Genomic DNA, 21,403 nt, shown 5'->3' with positions numbered 1-21,403 from the left:
TGCCGTTGTACGCCCACTCTTCCACCCCGGCAGGATGACAGGCCCAATGTGCGAGGTCCGAACTCGCCGGGTACGACGTCCGGATCTGCCGCGTCAAAGCGCGCTGGCGCGCCAGGCGCCCAAGCCGGCCGCGGCCGAACGTACGACGCGCGGACGGACTACCCTCCGGCTCATGACCACTATCTCCGTCATGCTCGCGGTGCCGGACGCTGCGGCGGCATCCGCCTGGTACCAGCGGGCCCTCGGCGCCGCCGAGCTGTGGAACCTCGGCTCGGTCATCGGCTTGGAGCTTCAAGGAGCGCCGTTCTTCATCGCGGAGCCCCAGAACAATGGTTGGGAGAGCCCAACGGTGCTCGGTACCACCACGGCACGGATAGAGGTTTTCGTCGATGACCCTGACGTCGTTGTTGGTGGCGCCGCTGAGGCAGGAGCCAACTACCACGATCCGGTGCGCGACCACGCGGCACCGTGGGGCACGCACCGCCAAGGCGGCTTCTTCGATCCGTACGGTCATCTCTGGCTCGTGGGAGACAGGTCACCGCTGCAACGTCATCGGTAGTCCTGGCGCGCGAACCACACGATCTCGATGCCGCCGGGTGTGCGCGCTGGTGGTTGACGGAAACGTCACGCCCCGTAGCCAGGCCTCGCGCCGGGCGCGCCGAGCGGGGAATCCGCGAGCTGTTGATCCGCGCGTGGTCTGCGCAGGGTTCCTCGGCGGTTCGGCACGGATCTATGCGCCCTCGAGTTGCTCCAGCCGCCGCAATACCGCCTGAGGCAGTTCATGTGCTTCGAGGCGGTAAGGCTTCCACCGGTCGTTGGACCCGTCCTTCATCGATGCGCTGAAGCGGTACCTGCCCTTGCTATTTGGGTTGCCGAGGGTTTCCGCGTAGACCTTGCTGGGAACGAGCCAGGCCTTCATCACGATCCCGTGGATCACATCGATCGCCACGAAGAGCAGGTCCAGGTTCTCTCTCGGAACGAAGGTCTGCGACCGAACGAAGGCGACAAAGCCTTCGGATTGGATCCGCTTGCTGTCGGACATACGAGCTTTGACCTGAACGGCGAGCGTTCCGGTGGATCCGCGCCGGTGAAAGACGAGATCGACACCCTCGTCATCAACGAGCGAGGTAGACACATTCAGGGCCCCGCGCGTCGCGAGGATGCAGAAGGCCGCGACCAGGTGTTCGGCCGCCTTCCCCATGCGGCCGGCATCCGCTGACTTGAGCGTGTAGTCGTAGTCCGTTTCCTCGTCCACGCGCACAACGTAGCGACCTTCCAAGCGGTCCGCGGCAACGACCTGTGCCCGAACGACTCGGAAGGCGACCGCCGTCACCGTCCGGTGGCGCACCCGAGCCCGGCCGCAGGCGTCGTGGCGTGAGCCGATAGCGAGCGCGTCACGCTGACGGCGCCACCACCTCGATTCTCGTCAGGTCGTCGCTGCGCAGGTCGGAACGGGAGATGGCGAAGTCGCCGTTGGGCAGGTCGCCGGTGACCGCCACGCCGGTGACCCGATCCGGTAGGAACTCGCGAAGCGAGTGGCGCAGGCCCGGCGGGTAGTCGACCGGTTCACCCCACTGAGGTGTCGTCTCGTCGCTACCGAACAGCAGCCAGTGGTCCCGGCGTGTGGGCGCGTCGGGGTCGGGGGCGGCGCCGGTGTGGCAGTCCAGCGCCGGCAGCACGATGCGGTCGGGGTCCAGCGGCTCGTACCAGATCAGCAGCGGCTTGGCCCGCTGCGCCGCGGCGTTGTCGAAGCAGCACAGGGCGACGGAGTGGTCCGGGAAGGCGTCCCGGTAGAACTCGAACAGCTCCGGGTTCGCCGCCGGCCGTTTGTGCGCGGGAACCAGGTCCAGCGCGTCGGTGATCCGCGTGGGATCGCCGGCCAGCACTACGGTGTAGACGTCGTGCTCGAACACCTGCACGTCGCCGCCGGCGTCCATCCACGCGATGCCCGCCGCGCTGCGCGGCACGGGCCGCACCGCGTCGACCATGCGGGTGAGCAGATCGCCGTGCGGGCCGACGCCGATGAACTGCGACGGTGTCACCCCCGGGCTGGGCAGGTGCAGGAGCATCGCGTTCGGCCCGGTCGCCAGGTTGACGGCGGTGTTCTGGTAGCCGAGCACCTCGATCGCGCCGTGCTCCGGGTGGTCGCGGCGGCCGCCGTACAGAATCGTGCCGGAGAAGTCGGCCTGGTCCATCGAGACGCACATCGGGCCAGCCTAACCGTGGCATGTCCCACGCCACGTTCCTCGAAGGCATCGAGATGCTCGGTGTCGAGGCTTTCCCGCAGGTCCGCAAGGACCTCGGACAACGATGATCGTCAGGGGCGTTCAACCGTTGTGTCCGCCCTCTAGTTCTTCTCGCTCCGGGGCTTCGGGTGGGTGTAGGTGCGGGTCGGCGTTCAAGGCCAGTTCCCACAGCGCCCTGCGGAGCGCCCGCATCCGTCGGATGCCCAGGACGGCCTGCCAGTCAGCCTCGATCCGCGCTTCCTCGGCGACGGCGACGGGCAACCCGCCCCGGCCGTGTGCTGTCAGCCGGATCAGTCGTGCACGCCCGTCGGAGGGATCCGGTACCCGCTCCACGTAGCCGGCCGCCTCGAGGCCGTTAACCAGGGCGAGGGCGGTCTGCTTCGGGATCCGGGCGCGGTCGGCGAGGATGACCAGCCTGGTGCCGTCCAGGTCGATGCCGGCCAGCAGCCGGGCCTGCGCTCGGGTGATGTCGGCGTAGCCGGCCTCGGCGAGCGCGGCGACGATGCGGTCCTCAGCTGCCCGGAAGCCGATGAACATCAGCCAGCCGGACGAGATCTCGCGCTCCACCACTAACCTTCCAGGCAGTCCCGATCAAGACCGGATTTTAGTACCATCATCGTACTAGATTCCGTCGGGTGAAGGGATCGGACTCCATGGACGACTCCGAGGTCTGGCCGGCCGTCGACCGGCGACGCCGCGCCATCGTGGACCTCTTGACCGGCCTGGCCCCGGGCGAGTGGAACACCCCCTCGCTGTGCGAGAGGTGGACGGTCAGGGACGTCGCAGCTCACCTGACGATGCCGCTGCTGACCGTGCGGCAGTTGACGCTGCTCGCCCTCCGGCATCCGGGCCGGACCAATCACTTCATCCGGGAAGGCTCGATCGACATTGCCCGACGCCACGACCCTGGGCAACTCCTACACAGGCTTGACCTGCTGGTGGGATGGCACCGCACGTTCCCGGGCCTGACCTGCCGCGAGGCGCTCATCGACACCGTCGGCCACACCTTCGACATGGCCCTCCCATTGGGCCGCGAGGTCCGCGTTCCCGCCGCCGAGGTGGCCGAAGCGGCCGACCGGGTGGTCTCCTACCGCGGCCGCGGGAACGCGAAGGTCTTCCGCTCGATGCCGCTGGCGACGTTCCGGCTCACCGCGACCGACCACGCCTGGTCCACCGGAGAAGGCGCGCAGGTGACCGGCACCATGACCGACCTGTTCCTGCTGCTCACCGGACGCGCCGTGCGGATCGGGCACCTGGATGGCCCCGGGGCAGACGACCTACGTCGGGCCGTCGCCACCTGATCCCGTGCCAGTCGCAGGGCATTCGCGGCAGAGCGCCGACACCCACTGAACGACCCACCACCCTCCAGAAGGAGAGCGGCCGACATGCACACAGTTCGCGTGGCCCACGCCTTCGACAGACAGCCGTCCCGGCCCGGTGCCCCCACCGAGGTGGTTCACCAGAACCACATCGTCGGCGTCGGGAGCGGCCTCGGCCTGACACGGCTCAGGGCGTGAGGATCATGCGCTTCGACATCGAGACGCAGGCCTCACCCGAGCAGGTGCACCGAGCGCTGACGGACTTCACCCAAAAGCGGCTGCACATCTGGAACCGTACCCTCGACCCGAAGACGTACGAGTTACGTGAGCACGGGCCCGACTGGGCCGTAGCGCGGGAAAGCACCCCCCGATCGCCGTTCTGGGTTGTCGCCCGTTACGACTGGTCCGACCCTTCCGTGGTTCTCTGGACCGTGGTCGAGAGCAGTTACGGGGGAGGTGGCCAGGGCTTCGTCCGGATCGTCCCGCGAGACGGCGGAGGCAGCCGGCTACATGCCGAATGGGTCAACACCGAGCCCCGACGGCAGAAGCTCATGCTCCTTCTGATGCACCTCGTCCCGGACCGGATGATCGCGCGGATGTGGGCCGCCGCGCTGGACCGATATGCCCAGACCCAGGACACCTGAACGGAACGGGCACGCCCACGCGACGGCCTCACGGCGGAGGTGCGATCGCTTCCGGGTAGTAGCCTCGGCTGGGACGATCAAGAAGGATACGTGTGACATCGAGGCCACTGCGTGAGGCGGACGGGGACGGGGACGGCTCGGTCGAGGAAATGAGCGCCTCGAGTGAGTGGTCACGAGGTGGTGGCTTCGGCACGGTGCCGCCCCACCGGCTGGGCACATTCGACGCGATCGCGTCCCGCCGCCTTCGCGCGGTACAGTGCCCGGTCCGCGCGGTACAGCAACGCCTCACCGTGCTCCGTGCCGTCCCACGTGGCGAGCCCTGCCGAGAACGTGCATCCCATCGGCGTAAGGCCGCGCATCCGGTCGAGCAGGCCCGCGGCCTCGCCGCTGCCGGTGCCGGGCAGCAGTACGACGAACTCCTCGCCGCCGTAGCGGGCCAGCAGGTCGCCGCCGCGCAGACCTTCCGACCACGCGGCAGCGGCCTCCTTGAGCAGGCGGTCGCCCCGCTGGTGGCCATGCGCATCGTTGAACACCTTGAAACGGTCGAGGTCGAGGATCGCCACGCTGACCGGCACGCCGTCGCGCGCCGCCCGGGCCAGCGCGGCCGGGAGCATCACGTCCCAGATCCGCCGGTTCGGCAGTCCGGTGAGCGCATCCCGCTCGGCCAGCTCCCGCAACCGCTCGGCCTGCTGCGCGACCACCCGTGCCTGCCGGTGCACCTGACGCACCAGCACCGTCATCCGGGTCAGCACGAGAAGGAACATCGCGGCGCTGGCCACCGCGATCGGCAGGGCGTCCGGCTTCCCGCCGCCTCGGGCCTGCCACGCCAGCAGCGCCGGGGCGATGAGGACCGCGCAGGCCTGAAAGACCAGCCGGAACCCGCTCATCGGGCGGGCCGCCAGGTCGGGCTGGGGTCGGCCCACCTCCACCATGCTGGGATGCGCCATCGCCACCGCCAGCAACAGGTACGACACCAGGCAGCCGGCGGTGATGAACCGGCCCACCGAGGCCGCAGGGTCGTATGAACTCATGTCGACGAACGCCCACAGGTAGTCCGACACCAGCAGCATCGCCAAACCGGACACCAGCAACAGGAACGCCGGCTGGCGCGAGCCTTCGCTGGTCAACAACCAGGCCACCAGGGCGAGCAGAACCAGATCGAGGGTCGGGTACGCCAGCGTGATCGCGTGTTCCAGTACCCCCATCGCCTCGCCCGAGGCGATGTGGCGAATGAGGAAGACCCAGCTCAGCAACGCGCACGCCACCCCGATGATGATGGAGTCGACGAGCCCCGCATAGTTTCGTCCGCGGCTGCGCCGGTGCAGCAGTACGCATAGCCCGGACGTCATGAAGACGTAGCTGAGCAGATAGCCCACGTCCGCGATGGCGCTGACGGATTCACCGAGGATCAGCAGCGCCCAGCCGACGATCGCCGCCGGCCGGTGGTGGCGTACCGCCACCACCATGGCGGCGATGAGCGCGAACTCGATGATGTCGTAGCAGACGGCCGAGACCGTGCCGTCGGGAATGAGCAGGAACCCGACTATCGCGAGCAGGCCCATGCCGGCGAGCCAGGCCCAGGGGGCGGACTTTCCGACGCTCCGCATGCCCAGCCTAATCGGCCGGGCGGCCGGTGAACTGAGGGTACGAGCGCGATCCGCGCCCGCGCCTCGACGTCGGTCACGACCTGATCTTCGATCTCCAGGAGGGCATTCGACAGTTCCTCGGCGCTCATGATGCTGCCGCTCACCTTCCGCCCCTGAACCAGTCGCCGTCTCGATCAGCTCCCTGAGTGCGTGACTGAAGCTATTCCGCAGCCTGTGCTGCGGTATATCTCACCGGGGCGGTGCGGCTCAGACGGCGAGGGCGTTGTGCCTCGCGTCGAGCCAGTCCTGGAACTGCGCGGCGGCCATCGGCCGGCTGATGAGGTAGCCCTGTACGAGGTCGCAGTCGAGCTCGGCCAGCGCGGTCATCGTGTGCTGGTCCTCGACTCCCTCGGCGACCGTGGTCAGGCCCAGGCGGTGTGCCAGGTCGATCGCGGTGTGGACGATGATCGCGTCCTTCGACTCGCTGACCATCCGGGACACGAACGTACGGTCGATCTTCAGTTCGTGGATCGGCAGGTCCCGCAGGTATGCCAACGAGGTGTAGCCGGTGCCGAAGTCGTCGATCGCGATCCGGGTGCCGAGCGCCTCCAGCCGCGACAGTACCTCCCGGGAGCGCTGCGGGTCGGCCATGATCGCGCTTTCGGTGATCTCCAGCGTCAGCAGGGACGCGGGGAGCCCGGCCGATGCCAGGACCTCCTCCACGGTTTCGGGCAGCGCGACATCCAGCAGGCAGCGCGTCGAGATGTTGACGGAGATCGGCACCGCCTCGCCCGCCCGATGCCACTGGCCCGCCTGGTCGACCGCGAGCCGCAGCACGTGGCGGGTCATGTCATGGATCAGCCCGGTGCTCTCGGCCAGCGGCACGAACTCGCCGGGCCCGAGCAGCCCTTCGCTCGGATGCTGCCACCGCACCAATGCTTCCGCGCCGTGGAGCCGGCCGTCGCCGACATCGACGAGTGGCTGGTAGTGCATGACCAGCTCGTTCTCGTCCAGGGCCCGGCGCAGCTCCGGCAGCCGGGACAGCTTGCGCGTGTCGGTCTTGTCCATCGATGGCAGGTAGCTCGCGATTCCGGTGCCCGCTCCCTTCGCCGAGTGCATGGCGAGGTCGGCGCGCTGGAGCAGCTCACCGGCGGTGTTGACGCCGTCGCGGGGGTATTGGGCGATGCCGATCGTCGCCTCGGCGACCAGCGTCATGCCGTCGACCACCACCGGTTCGCGCAGCGAATCCATGATCTGCTGGGCGACCGCCTCGGGGTTCTCTTCCCCCGCCTGGGTGATCAGCACCGCGAATTCGTCGCCGCCGAGCCGGGCGAACGTGTCACTGTCGCGGATCGCAGCGCGCAGCCGGGTGGCGACGCTGACCAGAAGCTGGTCGCCGATCTGGTAACCCAGGGTGTCGTTGATCTCCTTGAAGCGGTCAAGATCGAGAAGCAGAACGGCGACCTGCTCACCGCTGGCGGCGGCCCGGTCCAGGGCAGCGCTCATCCGCCGCCCGAACTCGGCCCGGTTCGGCAGCCCGGTGAGCCGGTCATGCCCGGCCTGGTGCTGCAGGGCGCGCTGGTAGCCGCGCAACAGGCGAACGAGCAGCGCCAGCAGGAACAGGCCCACGCCGAAGACGACCGGGGTACCCCACAACAGGAAGTCCTCGCTGGCCCGCAGGTCGTCCACGTGCTCAGCGGAAACGTCGGACCAGTCGTCCTCAGCGTCGCCGAGGCTCTCTGACATGTCCTGGAGCGCCAGGTCGAGGCCCTCCGACGCTGATGTACTGGGCTGGCCCTGCGCGGCCGCGACAACCTCGGCGGCGGACCGCAGATAGGCATCGTGCTGCTCGCGAACGGCGGCGACGATAGCGCGGTCCCGTGGCTCGGCCGCTGACGCGATGTCGTCCAGCGCCGCCTCGAACCTGGCGGTGGCGCCGGCATAGATGCGAAGGTTCACCGTTCCTGGGGAGATGCGGTACTCCCTCAGCCGGATCTGCTCGACGGCGAGGGCGTCCCCCGCATCGCAGTATTTCCCCTCGATCTCGCCGGCCCTCGCCGCGCTTGCGGCGTTGCTGCTGGTCCGCCACGCCGTGCTGACGGCGAACAGCGTGAGCAGCAGCAGGATGGTGGCCATGCCGGCGAACGCCAGCCGGTCGCGCCGCAGCCCCATCCGCACCAGCCGGCTCATGCCAATCTCCCTCTTGCCGTACGCCTCATCGCCGGTTCATCGGCCACGGGACAAGCCGGTTGAGAGATCCGCCGTCCCCGGTGCCGGGACCGGTCGGGCCTGTTCACCGACCTTGGTTACCACCGGCTGCTTGCGTGGCCGGCTTCGAATGGGACGACCTGGATGGCGCGCTGGCACTGTTCGTCAACGCTCTCCTCACCGCCGCGGTCCTACATCCCGACCGCGACGAGCTGAGTGCGCCCGGCGTCGCCGTCGACGACGGGGTCGCGTTGGCCGAGCGAATCCTTCGCGATGTCGACGCCCCATTCCCGGTCCGGAAGTGTCGCCCGCCCGGGTCCTGCCTCGTCGCAATAGCGGTCCCGCGAGGTTGGTCTTCCGCCACTGCTGCGTGGGTGCATGCCGACGCCCTGGCGGTGGCGGGATTGTCCAGACGTCGGCTCCGCCTCGGGTGAGGCGGAGCCGACGCCGCCAAATTCGTCGACCGCCGGAAGCCGGGCCGGATGAGTTGTCCGCGGCTGATCAATGTGGCACTGGCCATTGGAATGCGAAATGTGACCTGGGTCCGTTGCGTGTCCGCGGCCGGTAGCGCCGCCTCGATACCTGAAGGTCACTCTCGCTCATACGGCTCCGTCTCGGCGATGCTGTCACCGACGTTCGCTTGATGAGCCCGCCGTGTCGGCGCGGTCACGTCCGGACCGGCGTTCGCTTGGCGTTGGTGGGCCCACCGTCTCGGCCGGCGCCGCCGAGAGCACGCGCCTACAGCGCCGTCGATGCCGACCAGGTGACGTTCGCGGTGTTGCCCAGGCTGCCGTACCAGTTGTTGGGTGCCGGGTGCAGTTGAAGGTAGGGCAGGTCCGGGACGCCATATGCGTGCAGCACATCCCACACGTTGTCGGCGCAGTTGTTGCCGATGACGTCGTAGCCCCGGCCGTACGAGGCGGCCGCCACCGTGTTCGCCGGGACGGGGTCGAACCCAGCACGTGACCACGTGACCTTCTTGTAGGACTGGTAGCCGCGGGACTTCATCGCGGAGCGCATCTGCGACTCGGTGCCGCCCTGTCGCCAGAAACCATTGTCGGCGCCGCGGTCGATGTGTGCCTTGCCGGTCGGATTCTCCACGGAACCGAAGGAGTACGTGCCGGTGCAAGTGGCGCGGTATCCCCAGCCGACGTGGCCGAGGCCGTTCGCACCGGCCGGCCGGACGAACACGTAGGCGCCATTGGCGGTACCGCACTGAAGGGTCGCCGCGCTCGCCAGTTTCGCCAGCGGCCCGACGGAGGCCACGAGAAACGCGACGGACAGGATTAGGGCCAGGGGTACCAAACGGCGATAGCGGGCCACGGAGGCTTTCGGCATGATGTCTCCTTTTCAGGATGAGGACTGCTGGCTTTCGTTTCTTTCCGTGTTGGTGACTCGATCGTTTGCAGGCATTGGCGTTGTGGCTTGTCGGAGTCGACCCGGAGACGGCGATGTCGGGCGTAGATTGCGGCTCGCCGAGGCTGGGTTAAACCGATGTGTTCTCGTGCACACACCTGCCCGGCCGTGACGGTCGGCGGAAGGTGTGTGATCGTGCACACTAGATTCGTTTGCGTGTACAGGTCAAGAGCACGGCCCCTGATGTTCACGGCTGCGGCGGATGGTTGACGCTCCGGAAAGCCCAAGACTCCCTGGGTGACGGTTAGCCCTCACGGATTGGGGAAGCGCGGTGCCCTTGGCGGCGACATGTGCGGGTCCAGAACGGTAGGCGACCGGACGAGGGGTGACGACGACAATTGGTGATCGCAGGGACCGCCGGCAGCCCCTACGTGTCGAGAAGGTCCAACCCGGCCGTCGCGCTGCGCGCAGGTCCCGACACCGTGGTGCGCGGAGACCGGTGCACGGTCACTGCGCTCAGCGAGGGCACCGGGTTCTGCGGCGGCGAGCCCAGGTCGTACTGGTTCTGGATCCCGCGATGACCAAGACGTAAGCGGACAGACCCACTGGGCATTCGGCGCACGTGCGCCGCCCAGCTCACCGTCACCTTGATCCTGTTCGCCAGGCCCCTGGCGAACAGGGTCCCCGGACCGTCTCGTTGCCGTTGTTCGCTGCCGGCGGTCGATTAGAGAACCGTGCTCCGGACGTGGGCCCCGTTGCTGGGGACGCAGATCGAAGCGCTCCCGGGCCGGCCGGTCGCTCGTCGATACTGTGCGGTGATCGCCATGGCGGCGTCGTCGGCATGGTCGGCGGTGACCAGGGCGACGGCGCAGCCGCCGAAGCCGGCCCCGGTCAGTCGGGCCCCCAGGACGCCGGGTGCTCGGGTGGCGATCCCGACGAGGAGGTCGAGCTCGGGTCCGCTGACCTGGTAGTCGTCGCGAAGGCTGATGTGGGACAGGTTCATCAGACGTCCGAACTCGTCAACGGCCCCACGTCGCAGGGCAACGACGCCGTCGAGGACGCGCCGGTTCTCGACGATGACGTGCCGGGCACGCCTGAACTCCACCGCAGTTAGGCGGCTCTGATGGAGGGCGAGGAGATTCTCCGTCACGTCCCGCAGCGCGTGGACGGTCGGCTCGGCCGTCTGGATGACGCGCAGCGCGGACTCGCATTCGGCGCGGCGTCGGTTGTAGGCGGAACCGGCAAGGGAACGTGGGACGGCGCTGTCGAGGATGAGGATGCGCACGTCGGCCGGCAGTGGAACGGGGTCGACGGCCAGCGTGCGGCAGTCGATGAGCAAGAGGTGCCCGGCCACCCCGGAGGCGACGGCGAGCTGATCCATGATGCCGCTGTCCACGCCGACGATTTCGTTCTCGACGCGCTGACCGAGGCGGGCCAACTCGGTGGGTTTGACGTCGCTGCCGGTCGTGGCCAGGAGGGCGACGAGGATGCCGAGTTCGAGCGATGCTGAGGAGGACAGGCCGGCGCCGAGGGGAAGGTCGCTGTCGATCATCAGATCGGCGCCGTCGAGGTGGTGGCCAGTGTCGCGCAGCAGTGCCGCGCAGCCGCGGACGTATCTGGTCCATTCCGGTCCGTCGCCGGGGCGAAGGTCGGTGAGCGGTCGTTCGTCGTTGGTATCGAGCCGTAGGGCGCGAACGCGGAGGAGACCGTGTGTCCGGCGGCGCACGGCGATGTCGGTGCCGATGTCGAGTGCGGCGGGGAGTGCCCAGCCGTCGTTGTAATCGGTGTGCTCGCCGATCATGTTGACCCGTCCGGGTGAGCGCACGATCTGATCGGCTGGGGCGCCGAACGCCTGCTCGAATCGGCGCTGGAGGTCGCCGGTCCCGGCGTGGTCCTTCCGACTCGATCTCCTGAACAGCTCCTGTGTGGACTCGGCGAGGGCGGGGAGACGGCCCTCGTCGGTCAAGTCGCGGGGGCCTGCGTGGTGTCGCTGTTCCCGGTCCTCTGCGGCCGCCGGCGTGCACCACGGCGGCACGCGGAGTGTCACGACCGCTCCGATACGTCGCGGAGCCGCTGGGCGGCACTCTCTGGGGTGATGTCGCGTTGTGGTTGGCCCAGGAGTTCGTATCCGACCATGAACTTTCGGACGGTGGCCGAACGCAGCAGCGGTGGGTAGAAGTGTGCGTGCAGGTGCCATTCGGGATAGGCCACGCCGTCGGTGGGCTGCTGGTGCAGGCCCATCGAGTACGGAAAACTGACCCCGAACAAGTTGTCGTAACGGCGGGCCAGCCGACACAGGATATCGGCCAGGCTGTCGCGCTGCGCCGAGTCGAGCGTCGGCAGGGCGCCGTGGTGGGCGCGCGGCAGCACGAGCGTCTCGAACGGCCAGACCGCCCAGAACGGGACCAGCACCACGAAATGATCATTCTCGATGACCACGCGCCGGCCGTCCTGGATCTCCGCCTCGAGGTAGTCACACAGCAGACAACCGCCGTGTGCGGTGTAGCTGCGTTGCTGGTCCAGTTCCTTGACGACCTCGTTGGGTATCAGTTCGTTGGCCCAGATCTGGCCGTGCGGGTGGGGGTTGCTGGCGCCCATCATGGCGCCACGGTTCTCGAAGATGAGGACGTTGCGAACCCAGTCGATGGTGGCGAGGTCGGTGTACTGCTCGCTCCAGGTGTCGACGACGTGGCGGATGGCGGCGGGTGGCATCTGCCCCAACGTCAGGTCGTGGTGGGGGGAGTAGCAGACCACCCGGCAGATCCCGCGTTCGCCCTCGGCGACGAGCAGGCCCTTGTGGTCGAGGCGCTCGGTAGGTGAGTCGGGCAGCAGCGCGCCGAAGTCGTTGTCGAACACGTACGCCGCAGCATAGGACGGGGTGTGGGCGCCGCGAGCCCGTTCGTTGCCAGGGCAGAGGTAGCAGTCGGGGTCGTAGGGCGGGCGTTGCTCGATCGCCACGTCCTCCACCTGCCCCTGCCAGGGACGCTCGGTGCGGTGCGGGGAGACGAGCAGCCATTCGCCGGTGAGGCGGTTGAGTCTGCGGTGAGGACTGGTGAACATGTCTACGTCCGATCAGGTGCTGGTGTGGCGAGTGCGGTAGGGCCTCGGGGGCCCTGCGGTCGGCACGCCATCCGAATTCGGCGTTGCGCCCGCATCGGCGACACCGTCGGGATCGCCGGGCAGAGGGCCGGGCGATCCGGAGCCGGGCATGCGCGTCTGGCGCTGGTGTGCCGGGGCGGTCTGCCCGGCTCCGGACCTATCCCGCGCAGGCGAGGCGGGGGACCACCCTGCACTGGTCGTCCGCGCCGGCCACCCGAAGAGTCGGGCGACCGGCGACGCACGTGGGGTTATTCCTTTACTGGAATGGACTGGGACTTGAGGGTGGCGATCGTCGACTGCTGAGCGGACTGCAGCGCCTCACCCAGCGTGCCCTTGCCGGACACGGCGGCCTTGAATCCGTCGGAGGCGTCCGTGTAGGTCTTGGTCATGGTGGGTCCCCAGACGAAGTCGGGCTTCACCTGCTCCGACGCCTTGGCGAAGACGTCATAGATCGGCTGGTCGCCGTAGAACGCGACGCCCTTCTTGAGCGCCGGCAGCTGGGCTCCGGCCTTGGTGGCGGGGTACAGGTTGGCCTTCTGGTTCAGCAGGGTGAGCGCCTCGTCGGAGGTGTTGAGCCACAGCGCGAACTGCGCGGCCTCGTACGGGTGCTTGGATCCCTTGAAGACCACGGTGCTGGAGCCGCCCCAGTTTCCGGCGGTGGTCTCGCCGGCGTTCCACTGCGGCATCGGTGCGACCGCCCACTTGCCGGCGGTCTTCGGCGCGCCGGTGGCGATGGTGTTGGCGCCCCAGACGGCGGACACCCACGTCCATGCCTTGTCGGAGTTGTAGGCGTTGTTCCACTCGGGGGTCCACGGCGGCACCGCGGAGACGAGCTTGCGGTTGATGAGGTCCTGCCAGTAGTCGGCGACCTTGGTGGTGGCGGGGTCGGTGAGCGTCACCGACCAGGCGTTGCCGTCGTTGGCGAACCAGTGCGCACCGGCCTGCCAGGCCATGCCGGCGAACTGGTTGATGTCGACCTGCGAGAAGTTGGTGATGTAGCCGCCGGCCTGCTTGACCTTCGCCGCGGCGTCGGCGTACTCCTGCCAGGTGGTGGGGACCTTGATGCCGTTCTTCTCGAACAGGTCCTTGCGGTAGAACATCGCCATCGGGCCCGAGTCCTGGGGGACGCCGAAGGCGGATCCCTGCTCGCCGAAGGTGACCTGGTTCCAGGTCCAGTCGACGAACTGGTCCTTTGCCTTCATGACGATGTCGCAGCCACCGAGGTCGGTGAGTCCGTCCTGAACCCGGAAGCTGGGCAGGGTGTCGTACTCGACCTGGCCGAGGTCAGGGGCGTTACCGGCCTTCAACTGATTGGAGAAGTTCTGGTAGGTGCCGGCGTTGCCCGCCGGCCCGGTCTGGACCTTGACCTGGATGTTCGGGTTCTTGGCATTCCAGGCGTCGACGACCGACTGGATTTCCGGAATCCAGGAGGTGAATGTCAGTTCGACCTTTCCCTGCGTGGGTGCGCAGGCCGTCTTGCCGGGGCCGGACGTCGTTTCCGTGTCAGTGCCTGAACAGGCGGCGGCGGCGAGTGCGGATATCATGATGATGCTGGTGGCACGCAGCCTTGAACGCATGGTTCTACTTCCTTTGCGGTAACCGAGGGTGTGGATCATTTGAGCGAACCGGTACCGAGACCGGCTCGCCAGAAACGTTGCAGGGACAGGAAAACGAGAATCATCGGCAGAATGGATATCAGCGCGCCGATGAGGACCAGGCCGCGCAGCTCGGGATTCTGGTCGACCTGGGAGTTCCAGGTGTAGAGACCGAGAGTCACGGGAAAGAGCTTCTCGTCGCCGAGCATGATCAGCGGTAGGAGGAAGTTGTTCCAGATGGCGACGAAATGGAACAGGAAAATGGTGACCAGGGCCGGCGTCATCAGCCGTATGGACACTGTGAAGAACGTGCGGACCTCTCCGGCACCGTCGATCCGGGCCGCTTCGAGGAGGTCGGCGGGCACGCTGGCGGAGGCGTACACCCGGGCGAGGTAGACACCGAACGGATTGACGATGCTCGGGAGGAAGACGGACCAGAAGGTGTTCGCGGCGTGGATCTGGCTGAACATGAGGAACAGCGGCAGCGCCAGGGCGGTCGCGGGCACCAACACACCGCCGAGGACGATGTTGAACAACACCTCGCGGCCCGGGAATCGGTAGACGGCGAGTGCGTAGCCGCACATGCCGGCGAACAACGTGCCGAGCAGCGCCGCGCCGCCGGTGTAGGCGACGCTGTTGAGCAGCCAGCGCAGGAAGACGCCGTCGCGGTAGTTGAGCAGGTCGCTGATGTTGCTGAAGAGTTGGAAGTCGGTGAACCACAGCGGGTTGCCGTCGATCAGCTGACTCTGGTCCTTGGAGGCTCCGACGACCAACCACCACAGCGGGATGAGGACGTATGCGGTCGCGACGGCCATGACGGCCATGGCGGCGATGCGGGACGGCAGGCTGTCTCGGACCGCAGTCGGCCGTCCGGCGTCGACGCGGGGGCCTGCAGCCCGACGGGCCGGTCTGGTGACGGTGACACTCATCGGATCCCCCGGCGCTGGGTGGTCTTGAGGAAGGCGAACGACAGCACGAAGATCGACAGGGCCAACACCACCGAGAAGGCCGCGGCGAGGGAGAAGTTGGGAATGGACGAGGTGGAGTAGACGGTCAGGTTCGGTGTGTAGGTGCTGTTGACCGCGGAGCTGAAGCTGCGGAACACCTGGGGCTCGGCCAGCAGCTGCAGCGTGCCGATGATGGAGAACACGGTGGTCAGCACGATCGCCGGTAGGATCAGCGGCACCTTGATCGATAGGGCGGTGCGGATCGGGCCGGCGCCGTCGAGCTTGGCCGCCTCGTAGATCTCCGGTGGAATGGCGAGCAGTGCTGAGTAGATGATCAGCATGTTGTAGCCGACGAAGACCCAGGTCACGACGTTCGCCATCGACCAGAGGACGAGGTCGGCGGAGAGCAGGTCGAGGTTGGCGGTGACGGCGGTGAACGGCGACAGGCTGGGGGAGTACAGGTAGCCCCACATGATGGCGGCGACGACGCCAGGCACCGCGTACGGGAGGAAGAAGGCGAGCCGGAAGAACCGGCGTCCCTTGACCAGTCCGGAGTCCAGCAGCAGCGCGAACAGCAGCGCGAGGCCGAGCATGACCGGCACCTGCACGACGCCGAACAGCAACACCCTGGCCACCGACGTCCAGAACGGCCCATCGGAGAACACCCGCTGGTACTGGGTGAGGCCGCCGAAGACCTCCCGAGCCGGGCCGAACGTGCCGGTGCGTTCCACGACGAAGAGCGACTGCACGATCGCATAGCCGATGGGAATCACGTAGAAGAGCGCGAAGAGCACCCCGAACGGCAGGATGAAGAACAGGACGGCTCGGGTGTTGCGCAGCGTCTTGGCGGTGGTGGCGGGAGATTTCATCGGGCGCCAACCTCTCTGACGACGCGGACCTGGCCGCCAGGGACCCGAAGCATGCCGGCGACGGGCCGGTCCTCGACGAGTTCGTGGCCGTTCGCAGGTAGCTCGATGTCGTCGGTGCCGTGGTTGATGACGAAGACGTACCGGCGGTCGCCGTCGGCGCGGCGTACCACCTCGACCGAGCCGTCGTCGCACGGCTCGGTAGGTGTGACTCCGGCGTCGTCGGCGGCCTCCCGCAGCACGTGGCGCAGGGCGTCCGCTTCGAGGGCGGTGGCGATGTATCGGCTCGTGCCGGCACCGAAGGTGTTGCGGGTGATGGCCGGTACACCCGGCAGCGGACCGTCGCGGTAGCACGCCAGCGCCTCGGCCGTGGTGAGCCGCAGCCGTTCGCTCCAGAGGCCGGCTTTCTCACCGCTGGTCAGGGTGATTGCGGTGCCAGGCGTGAGCGGGCAGAACTCCTCGACCGTGATGCCGAGCAGATCGCGGAACGCGCCGGGGTAGCCGCCGAGCCGGATGCGATCGGTCTCGTCGGCGATACCGCTGAAGAAGCTGACGACGGTGTGACCGCCGCCGGCGACGTAGTCGGTGAGGACCGCGGCGTCCGGGTCGGAGATGGCGTAGAGACAGGGCGCGGCGACCAGGCGGTAGCTGCTCAGGTCGGCACCCGGCGCGACGATGTCGACGGTCACGCCCAGCTCCCGTAGGGCGTTGTACACGGCGTGCACCTGTTCCAGGTAGCGCACCGCCTCGGACGGGCGGCCATCGCCGTCGGCCGCCCACCACGACGGCCAGCTGAAGATCAGCGCGGTGTCGGCGACCACCCGAGAGCCCGCGACCTCGGCGAGCCGCCTCAGCACGGACGACAGGTCGAGCACCGAACGCCAGGCGACGGTGTCGGTGCCGGCGTGCGGTATCAGCGCCGAGTGGAACTTCTCCGCGCCGTGCGGCGAGGCCCGCCACTGGAAGAAGCAGATCGAGTCGGCCCCGCGGGCCACGTGGGTCAGCGAGTTGCGCAGCATCTGCGCCGGTGACTTCGCCAGATTGTGCGGCTGCCAGTTGACGGCACCCACGGCCTGTTCCATCAGCATCCAGGGGCCGCCGCCGGCCAGCCCGCGGGTCAGATCGGCGGCGAAGGACAACTCGGCGGTGGGATCGCCGAGGCGATGGTCGAGGTAATGGTCGTTGGCGATCACGTCGACGTGCGGTGCCCACGACCAGTAGTCGAGGTTGCGGATGTGCGCGGTGACCATGAAGTTGGTCGTCACCGGGGCGGTCGCATACCGGCGGATCACCTCAGCCTCGGCACGGTAGTAGCCGAGCAGTTCGTCCGAGCTGAAGCGGTGAAAGTCCAGAACCTGGCTCGGGTTGCGGTGCGACAACGCGGCCCGGGGTGGCTGGATCTCGGCGAAGTCGCCGTAGCGCTGGCTCCAGAACGAGGTGCCCCAGGCCGCATTCAGCGCCTCGATGCTGCCGTAACGGTCGGCGAGCCAACCGCGGAACGCCTCGGCGCTCACCTCGCAGTAGCACAGCGCGTTGTGGCAGCCGAGCTCGTTGGAGACGTGCCACAGGGCCACGCCGGGATGCTGTCCGTAGCGCTTGGCGACCTGCTCGACCAGGGCCAGAGCATGCCGGCGGAAGACGGGGGAGCTGGGACACCATGCCTGCCGCCCGCCGGGGAACCGGGTGGTTCCGTCGGCGGTCACCGGCAGGATCTCCGGGTGGCGTGTCGTCAGCCACGGCGGCGGCGACGAGGTCGCGGTGCCCAGATTGACCCTGATGCCGTGGCCGTGCAGCAGGTCGATCACGGCGTCGAGGTCGTCGAAGGTGTATTCGCCGGCGCGGGTCTCGAGGGCGGACCAGCCGAAGATGTTGATCGCCACGAGATCGATCCCGGCCTCCGCCATCAAGACCGCGTCCGCGTCCCACACCTCTCGGGGCCACTGCTCGGGGTTGTAGTCGCAGCCCAGCGTGATGCCGGGCAGCGGCAGCGGGCCGCGAGGTGGAACAGCGGGTTTGCGCATGGTTGTCGTCCGTCCGGGAGGGCGATCTGTTCACGTGCACACATCGCCGCGACCGTCGTTGCCGGCGGCGGGCGTGTGAACGTGCACACATTAGGTTCACCAGCTCGTCCGGGTCAAGAGCAGCCGCTAAAGTCTGCTCCGTGCCGCTCTCTCGCCCCCCATCGCGCCGCGCCACGATCCACGACGTCGCGGCGGCCGCCGGCATCTCCCGTGGCACCGTGAGCCGGGTCCTCAACGGCGGCTACGTGTCACCGCAGGCGCGCGCCGCGATCGCGGCGGCCATCGCGCAGGTCGGCTACGCCCCGAACACCGCGGCCCGCAATCTCGTCACCCAGCGTTCGCAGGCCGTGGGGTTCGTCGTCCTGGAACCGCACACGCTGTTCCTCGAGGATCCGAACATCGGGGCGATCATGCTGGGCGCCAACGCGACGCTGTCCGATGCGGACTACCAGATGGTGAACCTGGTGGTGGACTCCGAACGCGACACCCAACGGGTCAGCCGTTACCTCAGTGGCGGGTTCGTCGACGGCGTGATCATCGTGTCCGCGCGGACCCACGACCCGATCATCCGGGTGCTCGCCCAGCTGGCTGTTCCCACCACCTACGTCGGGCACCCCCGTGACCTGCCTGCGGGCATCCCCTTTGTGGGCATCGACAACACCGGGTCCGCCAAGCTCATCACGCAACGCCTCATGGCCACTGGCCGCCGGCGCATCGGCATGATCGCCGCCGCCGTCGATCGGGACTCCGGGGCCGACCGGGTCATCGGGTTCCGCCAGGCCCTCGGGTCACGCTTCGCCCCCGAACTGGTCGTCGAGGTCCCCCTCTACGACTACTCCTGGGGAGTCAAGGGCATGCGAACGCTCCTGGACCGCGAACCGAACATCGACGGCGTCTTCGCCGGCTCCGACGCACTCGCCGCCGGCGCGCTCGAAGCGCTACGCGATGCCGGTCGCCAGGTACCCGCAGACGTCGGTGTGGTCGGCTTCGACGACAGCTCCTGGGCGCTGCGCACCCAACCCCACCTGTCCACCGTACGCCAGCCGGCGACCGAGGTGGGTGCCTGCGCCGCCGACCTGGTGCTGAGGCGGTTGCGTGGCGACGACGTCGACCGAAACGGTGTCCTGCTGCCCACCCCCATCGTCTGGCGCGAGTCCGCCTGAGCCACCCCCGTTTGGGAGCACCCGTGAACACTGTCGATATCTGCGACGACACCGCAACAGTGGCGATCCACGCCGGCGCCGTGACCTACGCCATCCGCCTCGACGTCGACGCCGGCATCATTCATCCCGTCCACTGGGGCCCGCGCCTGAGCATCGGTGCCGCCGCTTCGCTCCCGGCACAGCCCTCACCCCACCAGGACACGTTCGAAGCGCCCTGGGAGGCAGCCGAGGACTACCCGGCCGAAGGCGGCCGAACCTTCGGCCCACCGGTCCTTGGCGCCTGGTTCGCCGACGGCACCGCCGGACTCGAACTGGCCATCGTCGCCCACGGCGTCCGCGCCGGCGCGTTCACCGTCACCCTCGCCGACCGACACCAACCCCTCGCCGTCGACCTGCACTACCGACCGGCACCCGGCACCGATGTCATCGAGCGGTGGGCGGTCGTCCGACACACCGGAGGCGCGAGCGATGGCGACATCGTGCTGCACCGCCAGGACGTCGGCGCGTGGTGTGTGCCGCCGCGTGACGACTACCGGATGAGCCACGTGACCGGGGCCTGGTCGGCCGAGGGGATGCTGCACCGGACGTCGCTGCCGACCGCGCAGACCCAGCTGACCAGCCGGCGTGGGGTGTCGAGTCATCACGCCAACCCTTGGATCATGATCGACGACAGCACGGCGGGGGAGGAACACGGCGAGGTCTGGTCGATGGCGCTGGCCACCAGCGGCTCCTGGCGTATCACCGCGACCCGGAGCCACGCCGGCCGCTGCGCCGTGTCCGGCGGTGCCGGTCACGACGGGGTCCGGCACTGGCTACGCCCGGGAGAAACACTGACCAGCCCGATCTTCGCCGGGCTCTACACCGCTGACGGCTTCGGCGCGGCGAGCCGGGGCTGGCACGCCTACCAGCGGCGCCACATCAGCCCCCACCCCGGGGAGCTGCGGCCGGTCCTCTACAACTCATGGGAAGCCACCATCTTCGACGTCACCGAGCAGGGCCAGCTCGCGCTCGCCGAGCTTGCCGCGGACCTCGGCGTCGAACTGTTCGTCGTCGACGACGGCTGGTTCGGTGCCCGCACCAGCGACCGCGCCGGGCTCGGCGACTGGCACCCCAACCCCCACCGCTTCCCCAACGGCCTGCGCCCCCTCGCCGACAAGATCCGCCGCCTCGGCATGCAATTCGGGCTCTGGGTCGAACCCGAGATGACCAACCCGGACAGCGACCTCTACCGCAGCCATCCCGACTGGGTCCACCACACCCCCGGCCATCGGCGCACCGAGCTACGCAACCAGCTCGTCCTCGACTTCAACCGGCCCGACGTGCGGGACTGGGCGTGGCAGTGGCTCGACCGCCTGGTCCGCGACACCGGCGCCGCCTTCCTCAAATGGGACTTCAATCGGCCCATCACCGAAGCCTCCGACCAGGCCTGGACCGGGCACGCCGCCGGCGTCCACGCCGTCATCGACCGGCTGCGCGCCGTCCATCCCGGCCTGCGTATCGAATCCTGCGCAGGCGGCGGGGGCCGCATCGACCTCGGCATTCTGCGCCGCACCGACCAAGCCTGGACCAGCGACAACACCGACGCGGTGGACCGGCTGACAATCCAGCACGGACACACCCAGCTCTACACGCCCGCCACCATGGTCGCCTGGGTCACCGACAGCCCCAACCCCCTGACCGGACGCGACATTCCGCTGCGATTCCGCTTCCACGTAGCCATGACCGGAGTCCTCGGCATCGGCGGGGACCTGACCCGTTGGAGTCCCGGCGAGCGCGACACCGCACGCCAACTGGTCCGCCTCTACTCCGATATTCGCCTCACGGTGCAGCACGGGGACCTCTACCGCCTCCGTCCGCCAGGAGCCACGACCTGCGCAGTGCAGTACGTCCACGGTGACCGCGCGGTCGTGTTCGCCTTCCGGGTCGGGGCCGACTTCGCACCCCACACGCACACGCTGCCCCTGCAAGGCCTCGACCCGCGGGCGGTGTACCGCGACGACGACACGGGCGACCAGTACGCGGCTGCCGTCCTGATGGGCCCCGGCCTGCCGCTCGCCCTGCCCGGCGGAGCGTACGCCAGCACCCTGACTCGTCTGACCCGCGTCGCAGCCGGCGCCGGCTGATACTCCTTCATCGGTGTGAGGCGCCCCCTGCCGGCACGAGGCACAACCGGCGGGCGCATCGCCCACCTCCCGACGGCCGAGATCGCGGATCCGCCGCCAGAGTAAGGGCGCCGCGTCACGCCCAGCCGGCCACGACCTGCGGAGTCAGGCGTCGATATTCCGTGACGGCTTGTGATACGTGCAGGATAGCGGCGAGACGCCCGCTACGCTGCAGGTACAGGGCTGACCCG

The 21,403-nt window shown here is 68.4% G+C and carries 18 protein-coding genes; 6 read left to right on the top strand and 12 right to left on the bottom strand.

Features of this window, described 5'->3' with window-relative positions:
• Positions 1–172: 172 nt before the first annotated feature.
• Positions 173–559 carry a VOC family protein gene (locus AB0B58_RS25530; protein WP_360228322.1) on the top strand — a complete coding sequence of 129 codons (387 nt, stop codon included), beginning with the start codon at positions 173–175 and terminating at the stop codon, positions 557–559.
• A gap of 171 nt (positions 560–730) precedes the next feature.
• Here AB0B58_RS25530 and AB0B58_RS25525 read toward each other — a convergent pair whose 3' ends face one another.
• From AB0B58_RS25525 to AB0B58_RS25515, 3 genes are all read right to left on the bottom strand, one after another.
• On the bottom strand, positions 731–1,255 hold the full coding sequence (locus tag AB0B58_RS25525; RefSeq protein WP_360228319.1) for a hypothetical protein: 525 nt from the start codon (positions 1,253–1,255) through the stop codon (positions 731–733).
• 139 nt (positions 1,256–1,394) lie between these two features.
• On the bottom strand, positions 1,395–2,207 hold the full coding sequence (locus tag AB0B58_RS25520) for a hypothetical protein (RefSeq protein WP_360228316.1): 813 nt from the start codon (positions 2,205–2,207) through the stop codon (positions 1,395–1,397).
• Positions 2,208–2,327: 120 nt separating this feature from the next.
• Positions 2,328–2,813 carry a MarR family transcriptional regulator gene (locus AB0B58_RS25515; RefSeq protein ID WP_360228313.1) on the bottom strand — a complete coding sequence of 162 codons (486 nt, stop codon included), beginning with the start codon at positions 2,811–2,813 and terminating at the stop codon, positions 2,328–2,330.
• 86 nt (positions 2,814–2,899) lie between these two features.
• Here AB0B58_RS25515 and AB0B58_RS25510 point away from each other — a divergent pair, with 86 nt between their 5' ends.
• Positions 2,900–3,547 (top strand): maleylpyruvate isomerase family mycothiol-dependent enzyme, encoded by a 648-nt coding sequence (locus AB0B58_RS25510; protein ID WP_360228310.1) that lies wholly within the window; start codon positions 2,900–2,902, stop codon positions 3,545–3,547.
• 221 nt (positions 3,548–3,768) lie between these two features.
• The gene (locus AB0B58_RS25505; RefSeq protein ID WP_360228307.1) at positions 3,769–4,209 is read left to right on the top strand and encodes a hypothetical protein; all 441 of its coding nucleotides are present in this window, start codon (positions 3,769–3,771) and stop codon (positions 4,207–4,209) included.
• A 170-nt stretch (positions 4,210–4,379) separates the two neighbouring features.
• Here the strand turns inward: AB0B58_RS25505 and AB0B58_RS25500 are convergent, their stop codons facing one another.
• The 3 genes from AB0B58_RS25500 to AB0B58_RS25490 all read right to left on the bottom strand — a co-directional run bounded on the left by AB0B58_RS25500 (position 4,380) and on the right by AB0B58_RS25490 (position 9,341).
• The gene (locus AB0B58_RS25500; protein WP_360228304.1) at positions 4,380–5,816 is read right to left on the bottom strand and encodes a GGDEF domain-containing protein; all 1,437 of its coding nucleotides are present in this window, start codon (positions 5,814–5,816) and stop codon (positions 4,380–4,382) included.
• 246 nt (positions 5,817–6,062) lie between these two features.
• Positions 6,063–7,985 (bottom strand): EAL domain-containing protein, encoded by a 1,923-nt coding sequence (locus AB0B58_RS25495; protein ID WP_360228301.1) that lies wholly within the window; start codon positions 7,983–7,985, stop codon positions 6,063–6,065.
• 756 nt (positions 7,986–8,741) lie between these two features.
• Positions 8,742–9,341, bottom strand: a complete 600-nt coding sequence (locus tag AB0B58_RS25490; RefSeq protein ID WP_360228298.1) for a hypothetical protein — start codon at positions 9,339–9,341, stop codon at positions 8,742–8,744.
• Positions 9,342–9,760: 419 nt separating this feature from the next.
• Between AB0B58_RS25490 and AB0B58_RS25485 the strand changes: the two genes are divergently transcribed.
• Positions 9,761–9,940 (top strand): hypothetical protein, encoded by a 180-nt coding sequence (locus AB0B58_RS25485; protein ID WP_360228295.1) that lies wholly within the window; start codon positions 9,761–9,763, stop codon positions 9,938–9,940.
• A 143-nt stretch (positions 9,941–10,083) separates the two neighbouring features.
• On the opposite strand, the gene galK is transcribed toward AB0B58_RS25485, so the two are convergent.
• From galK to AB0B58_RS25455, 6 genes are all read right to left on the bottom strand, one after another.
• Positions 10,084–11,394 carry a galactokinase gene (gene galK, locus AB0B58_RS25480; protein ID WP_360228572.1) on the bottom strand — a complete coding sequence of 437 codons (1,311 nt, stop codon included), beginning with the start codon at positions 11,392–11,394 and terminating at the stop codon, positions 10,084–10,086.
• Positions 11,395–11,402: 8 nt separating this feature from the next.
• A complete protein-coding gene (locus tag AB0B58_RS25475) occupies positions 11,403–12,419 on the bottom strand; it encodes a UDP-glucose--hexose-1-phosphate uridylyltransferase (protein ID WP_360228292.1) in 1,017 nt (338 codons plus the stop codon).
• Between the two features lie 287 nt (positions 12,420–12,706).
• Positions 12,707–14,002 carry a sugar ABC transporter substrate-binding protein gene (locus tag AB0B58_RS25470; RefSeq protein ID WP_360228289.1) on the bottom strand — a complete coding sequence of 432 codons (1,296 nt, stop codon included), beginning with the start codon at positions 14,000–14,002 and terminating at the stop codon, positions 12,707–12,709.
• 68 nt (positions 14,003–14,070) lie between these two features.
• Positions 14,071–14,868 carry a carbohydrate ABC transporter permease gene (locus tag AB0B58_RS25465; RefSeq protein ID WP_360228286.1) on the bottom strand — a complete coding sequence of 266 codons (798 nt, stop codon included), beginning with the start codon at positions 14,866–14,868 and terminating at the stop codon, positions 14,071–14,073.
• Positions 14,869–14,978: 110 nt separating this feature from the next.
• The gene (locus AB0B58_RS25460) at positions 14,979–15,869 is read right to left on the bottom strand and encodes a sugar ABC transporter permease (protein WP_360228283.1); all 891 of its coding nucleotides are present in this window, start codon (positions 15,867–15,869) and stop codon (positions 14,979–14,981) included.
• Positions 15,866–17,887, bottom strand: a complete 2,022-nt coding sequence (locus AB0B58_RS25455) for a beta-galactosidase (RefSeq protein WP_360228280.1) — start codon at positions 17,885–17,887, stop codon at positions 15,866–15,868. The genes AB0B58_RS25460 and AB0B58_RS25455 overlap by 4 nt, the downstream gene beginning before the upstream one ends.
• A 140-nt stretch (positions 17,888–18,027) precedes the next feature.
• On the opposite strand from AB0B58_RS25455, the gene AB0B58_RS25450 reads away from it, so the two are divergent.
• On the top strand, positions 18,028–19,050 hold the full coding sequence (locus tag AB0B58_RS25450) for a LacI family DNA-binding transcriptional regulator (protein WP_360228277.1): 1,023 nt from the start codon (positions 18,028–18,030) through the stop codon (positions 19,048–19,050).
• Positions 19,051–19,073: 23 nt separating this feature from the next.
• Positions 19,074–21,173 carry an alpha-galactosidase gene (locus AB0B58_RS25445; protein ID WP_360228274.1) on the top strand — a complete coding sequence of 700 codons (2,100 nt, stop codon included), beginning with the start codon at positions 19,074–19,076 and terminating at the stop codon, positions 21,171–21,173.
• The last annotated feature ends 230 nt before the right edge of the window (positions 21,174–21,403 follow it).

This window comes from Actinoplanes sp. NPDC049118 (assembly GCF_040648555.1).
GTDB lineage: Bacteria > Actinomycetota > Actinomycetes > Mycobacteriales > Micromonosporaceae > Actinoplanes.
Note: the sequence above shows the minus strand (reverse complement) of the source record. Positions and strands in the feature narration are given on the sequence as shown.

Coding starts and splice junctions, on each gene's coding strand:
- AB0B58_RS25460 (WP_360228283.1), bottom strand. CDS start 15,869: ATGAAATCTCCCGCCACCACCGCCAAGACGCTGCGCAACACCCGAGCC.
- AB0B58_RS25505 (WP_360228307.1), top strand. CDS start 3,769: ATGCGCTTCGACATCGAGACGCAGGCCTCACCCGAGCAGGTGCACCGA.
- AB0B58_RS25530 (WP_360228322.1), top strand. CDS start 173: ATGACCACTATCTCCGTCATGCTCGCGGTGCCGGACGCTGCGGCGGCA.
- AB0B58_RS25495 (WP_360228301.1), bottom strand. CDS start 7,985: ATGAGCCGGCTGGTGCGGATGGGGCTGCGGCGCGACCGGCTGGCGTTC.
- AB0B58_RS25500 (WP_360228304.1), bottom strand. CDS start 5,816: ATGCGGAGCGTCGGAAAGTCCGCCCCCTGGGCCTGGCTCGCCGGCATG.
- AB0B58_RS25520 (WP_360228316.1), bottom strand. CDS start 2,207: ATGTGCGTCTCGATGGACCAGGCCGACTTCTCCGGCACGATTCTGTAC.
- AB0B58_RS25475 (WP_360228292.1), bottom strand. CDS start 12,419: ATGTTCACCAGTCCTCACCGCAGACTCAACCGCCTCACCGGCGAATGG.
- AB0B58_RS25465 (WP_360228286.1), bottom strand. CDS start 14,868: ATGGCCGTCGCGACCGCATACGTCCTCATCCCGCTGTGGTGGTTGGTC.
- AB0B58_RS25490 (WP_360228298.1), bottom strand. CDS start 9,341: ATGCCGAAAGCCTCCGTGGCCCGCTATCGCCGTTTGGTACCCCTGGCC.
- AB0B58_RS25510 (WP_360228310.1), top strand. CDS start 2,900: ATGGACGACTCCGAGGTCTGGCCGGCCGTCGACCGGCGACGCCGCGCC.
- AB0B58_RS25470 (WP_360228289.1), bottom strand. CDS start 14,002: ATGATATCCGCACTCGCCGCCGCCGCCTGTTCAGGCACTGACACGGAA.
- AB0B58_RS25455 (WP_360228280.1), bottom strand. CDS start 17,887: ATGCGCAAACCCGCTGTTCCACCTCGCGGCCCGCTGCCGCTGCCCGGC.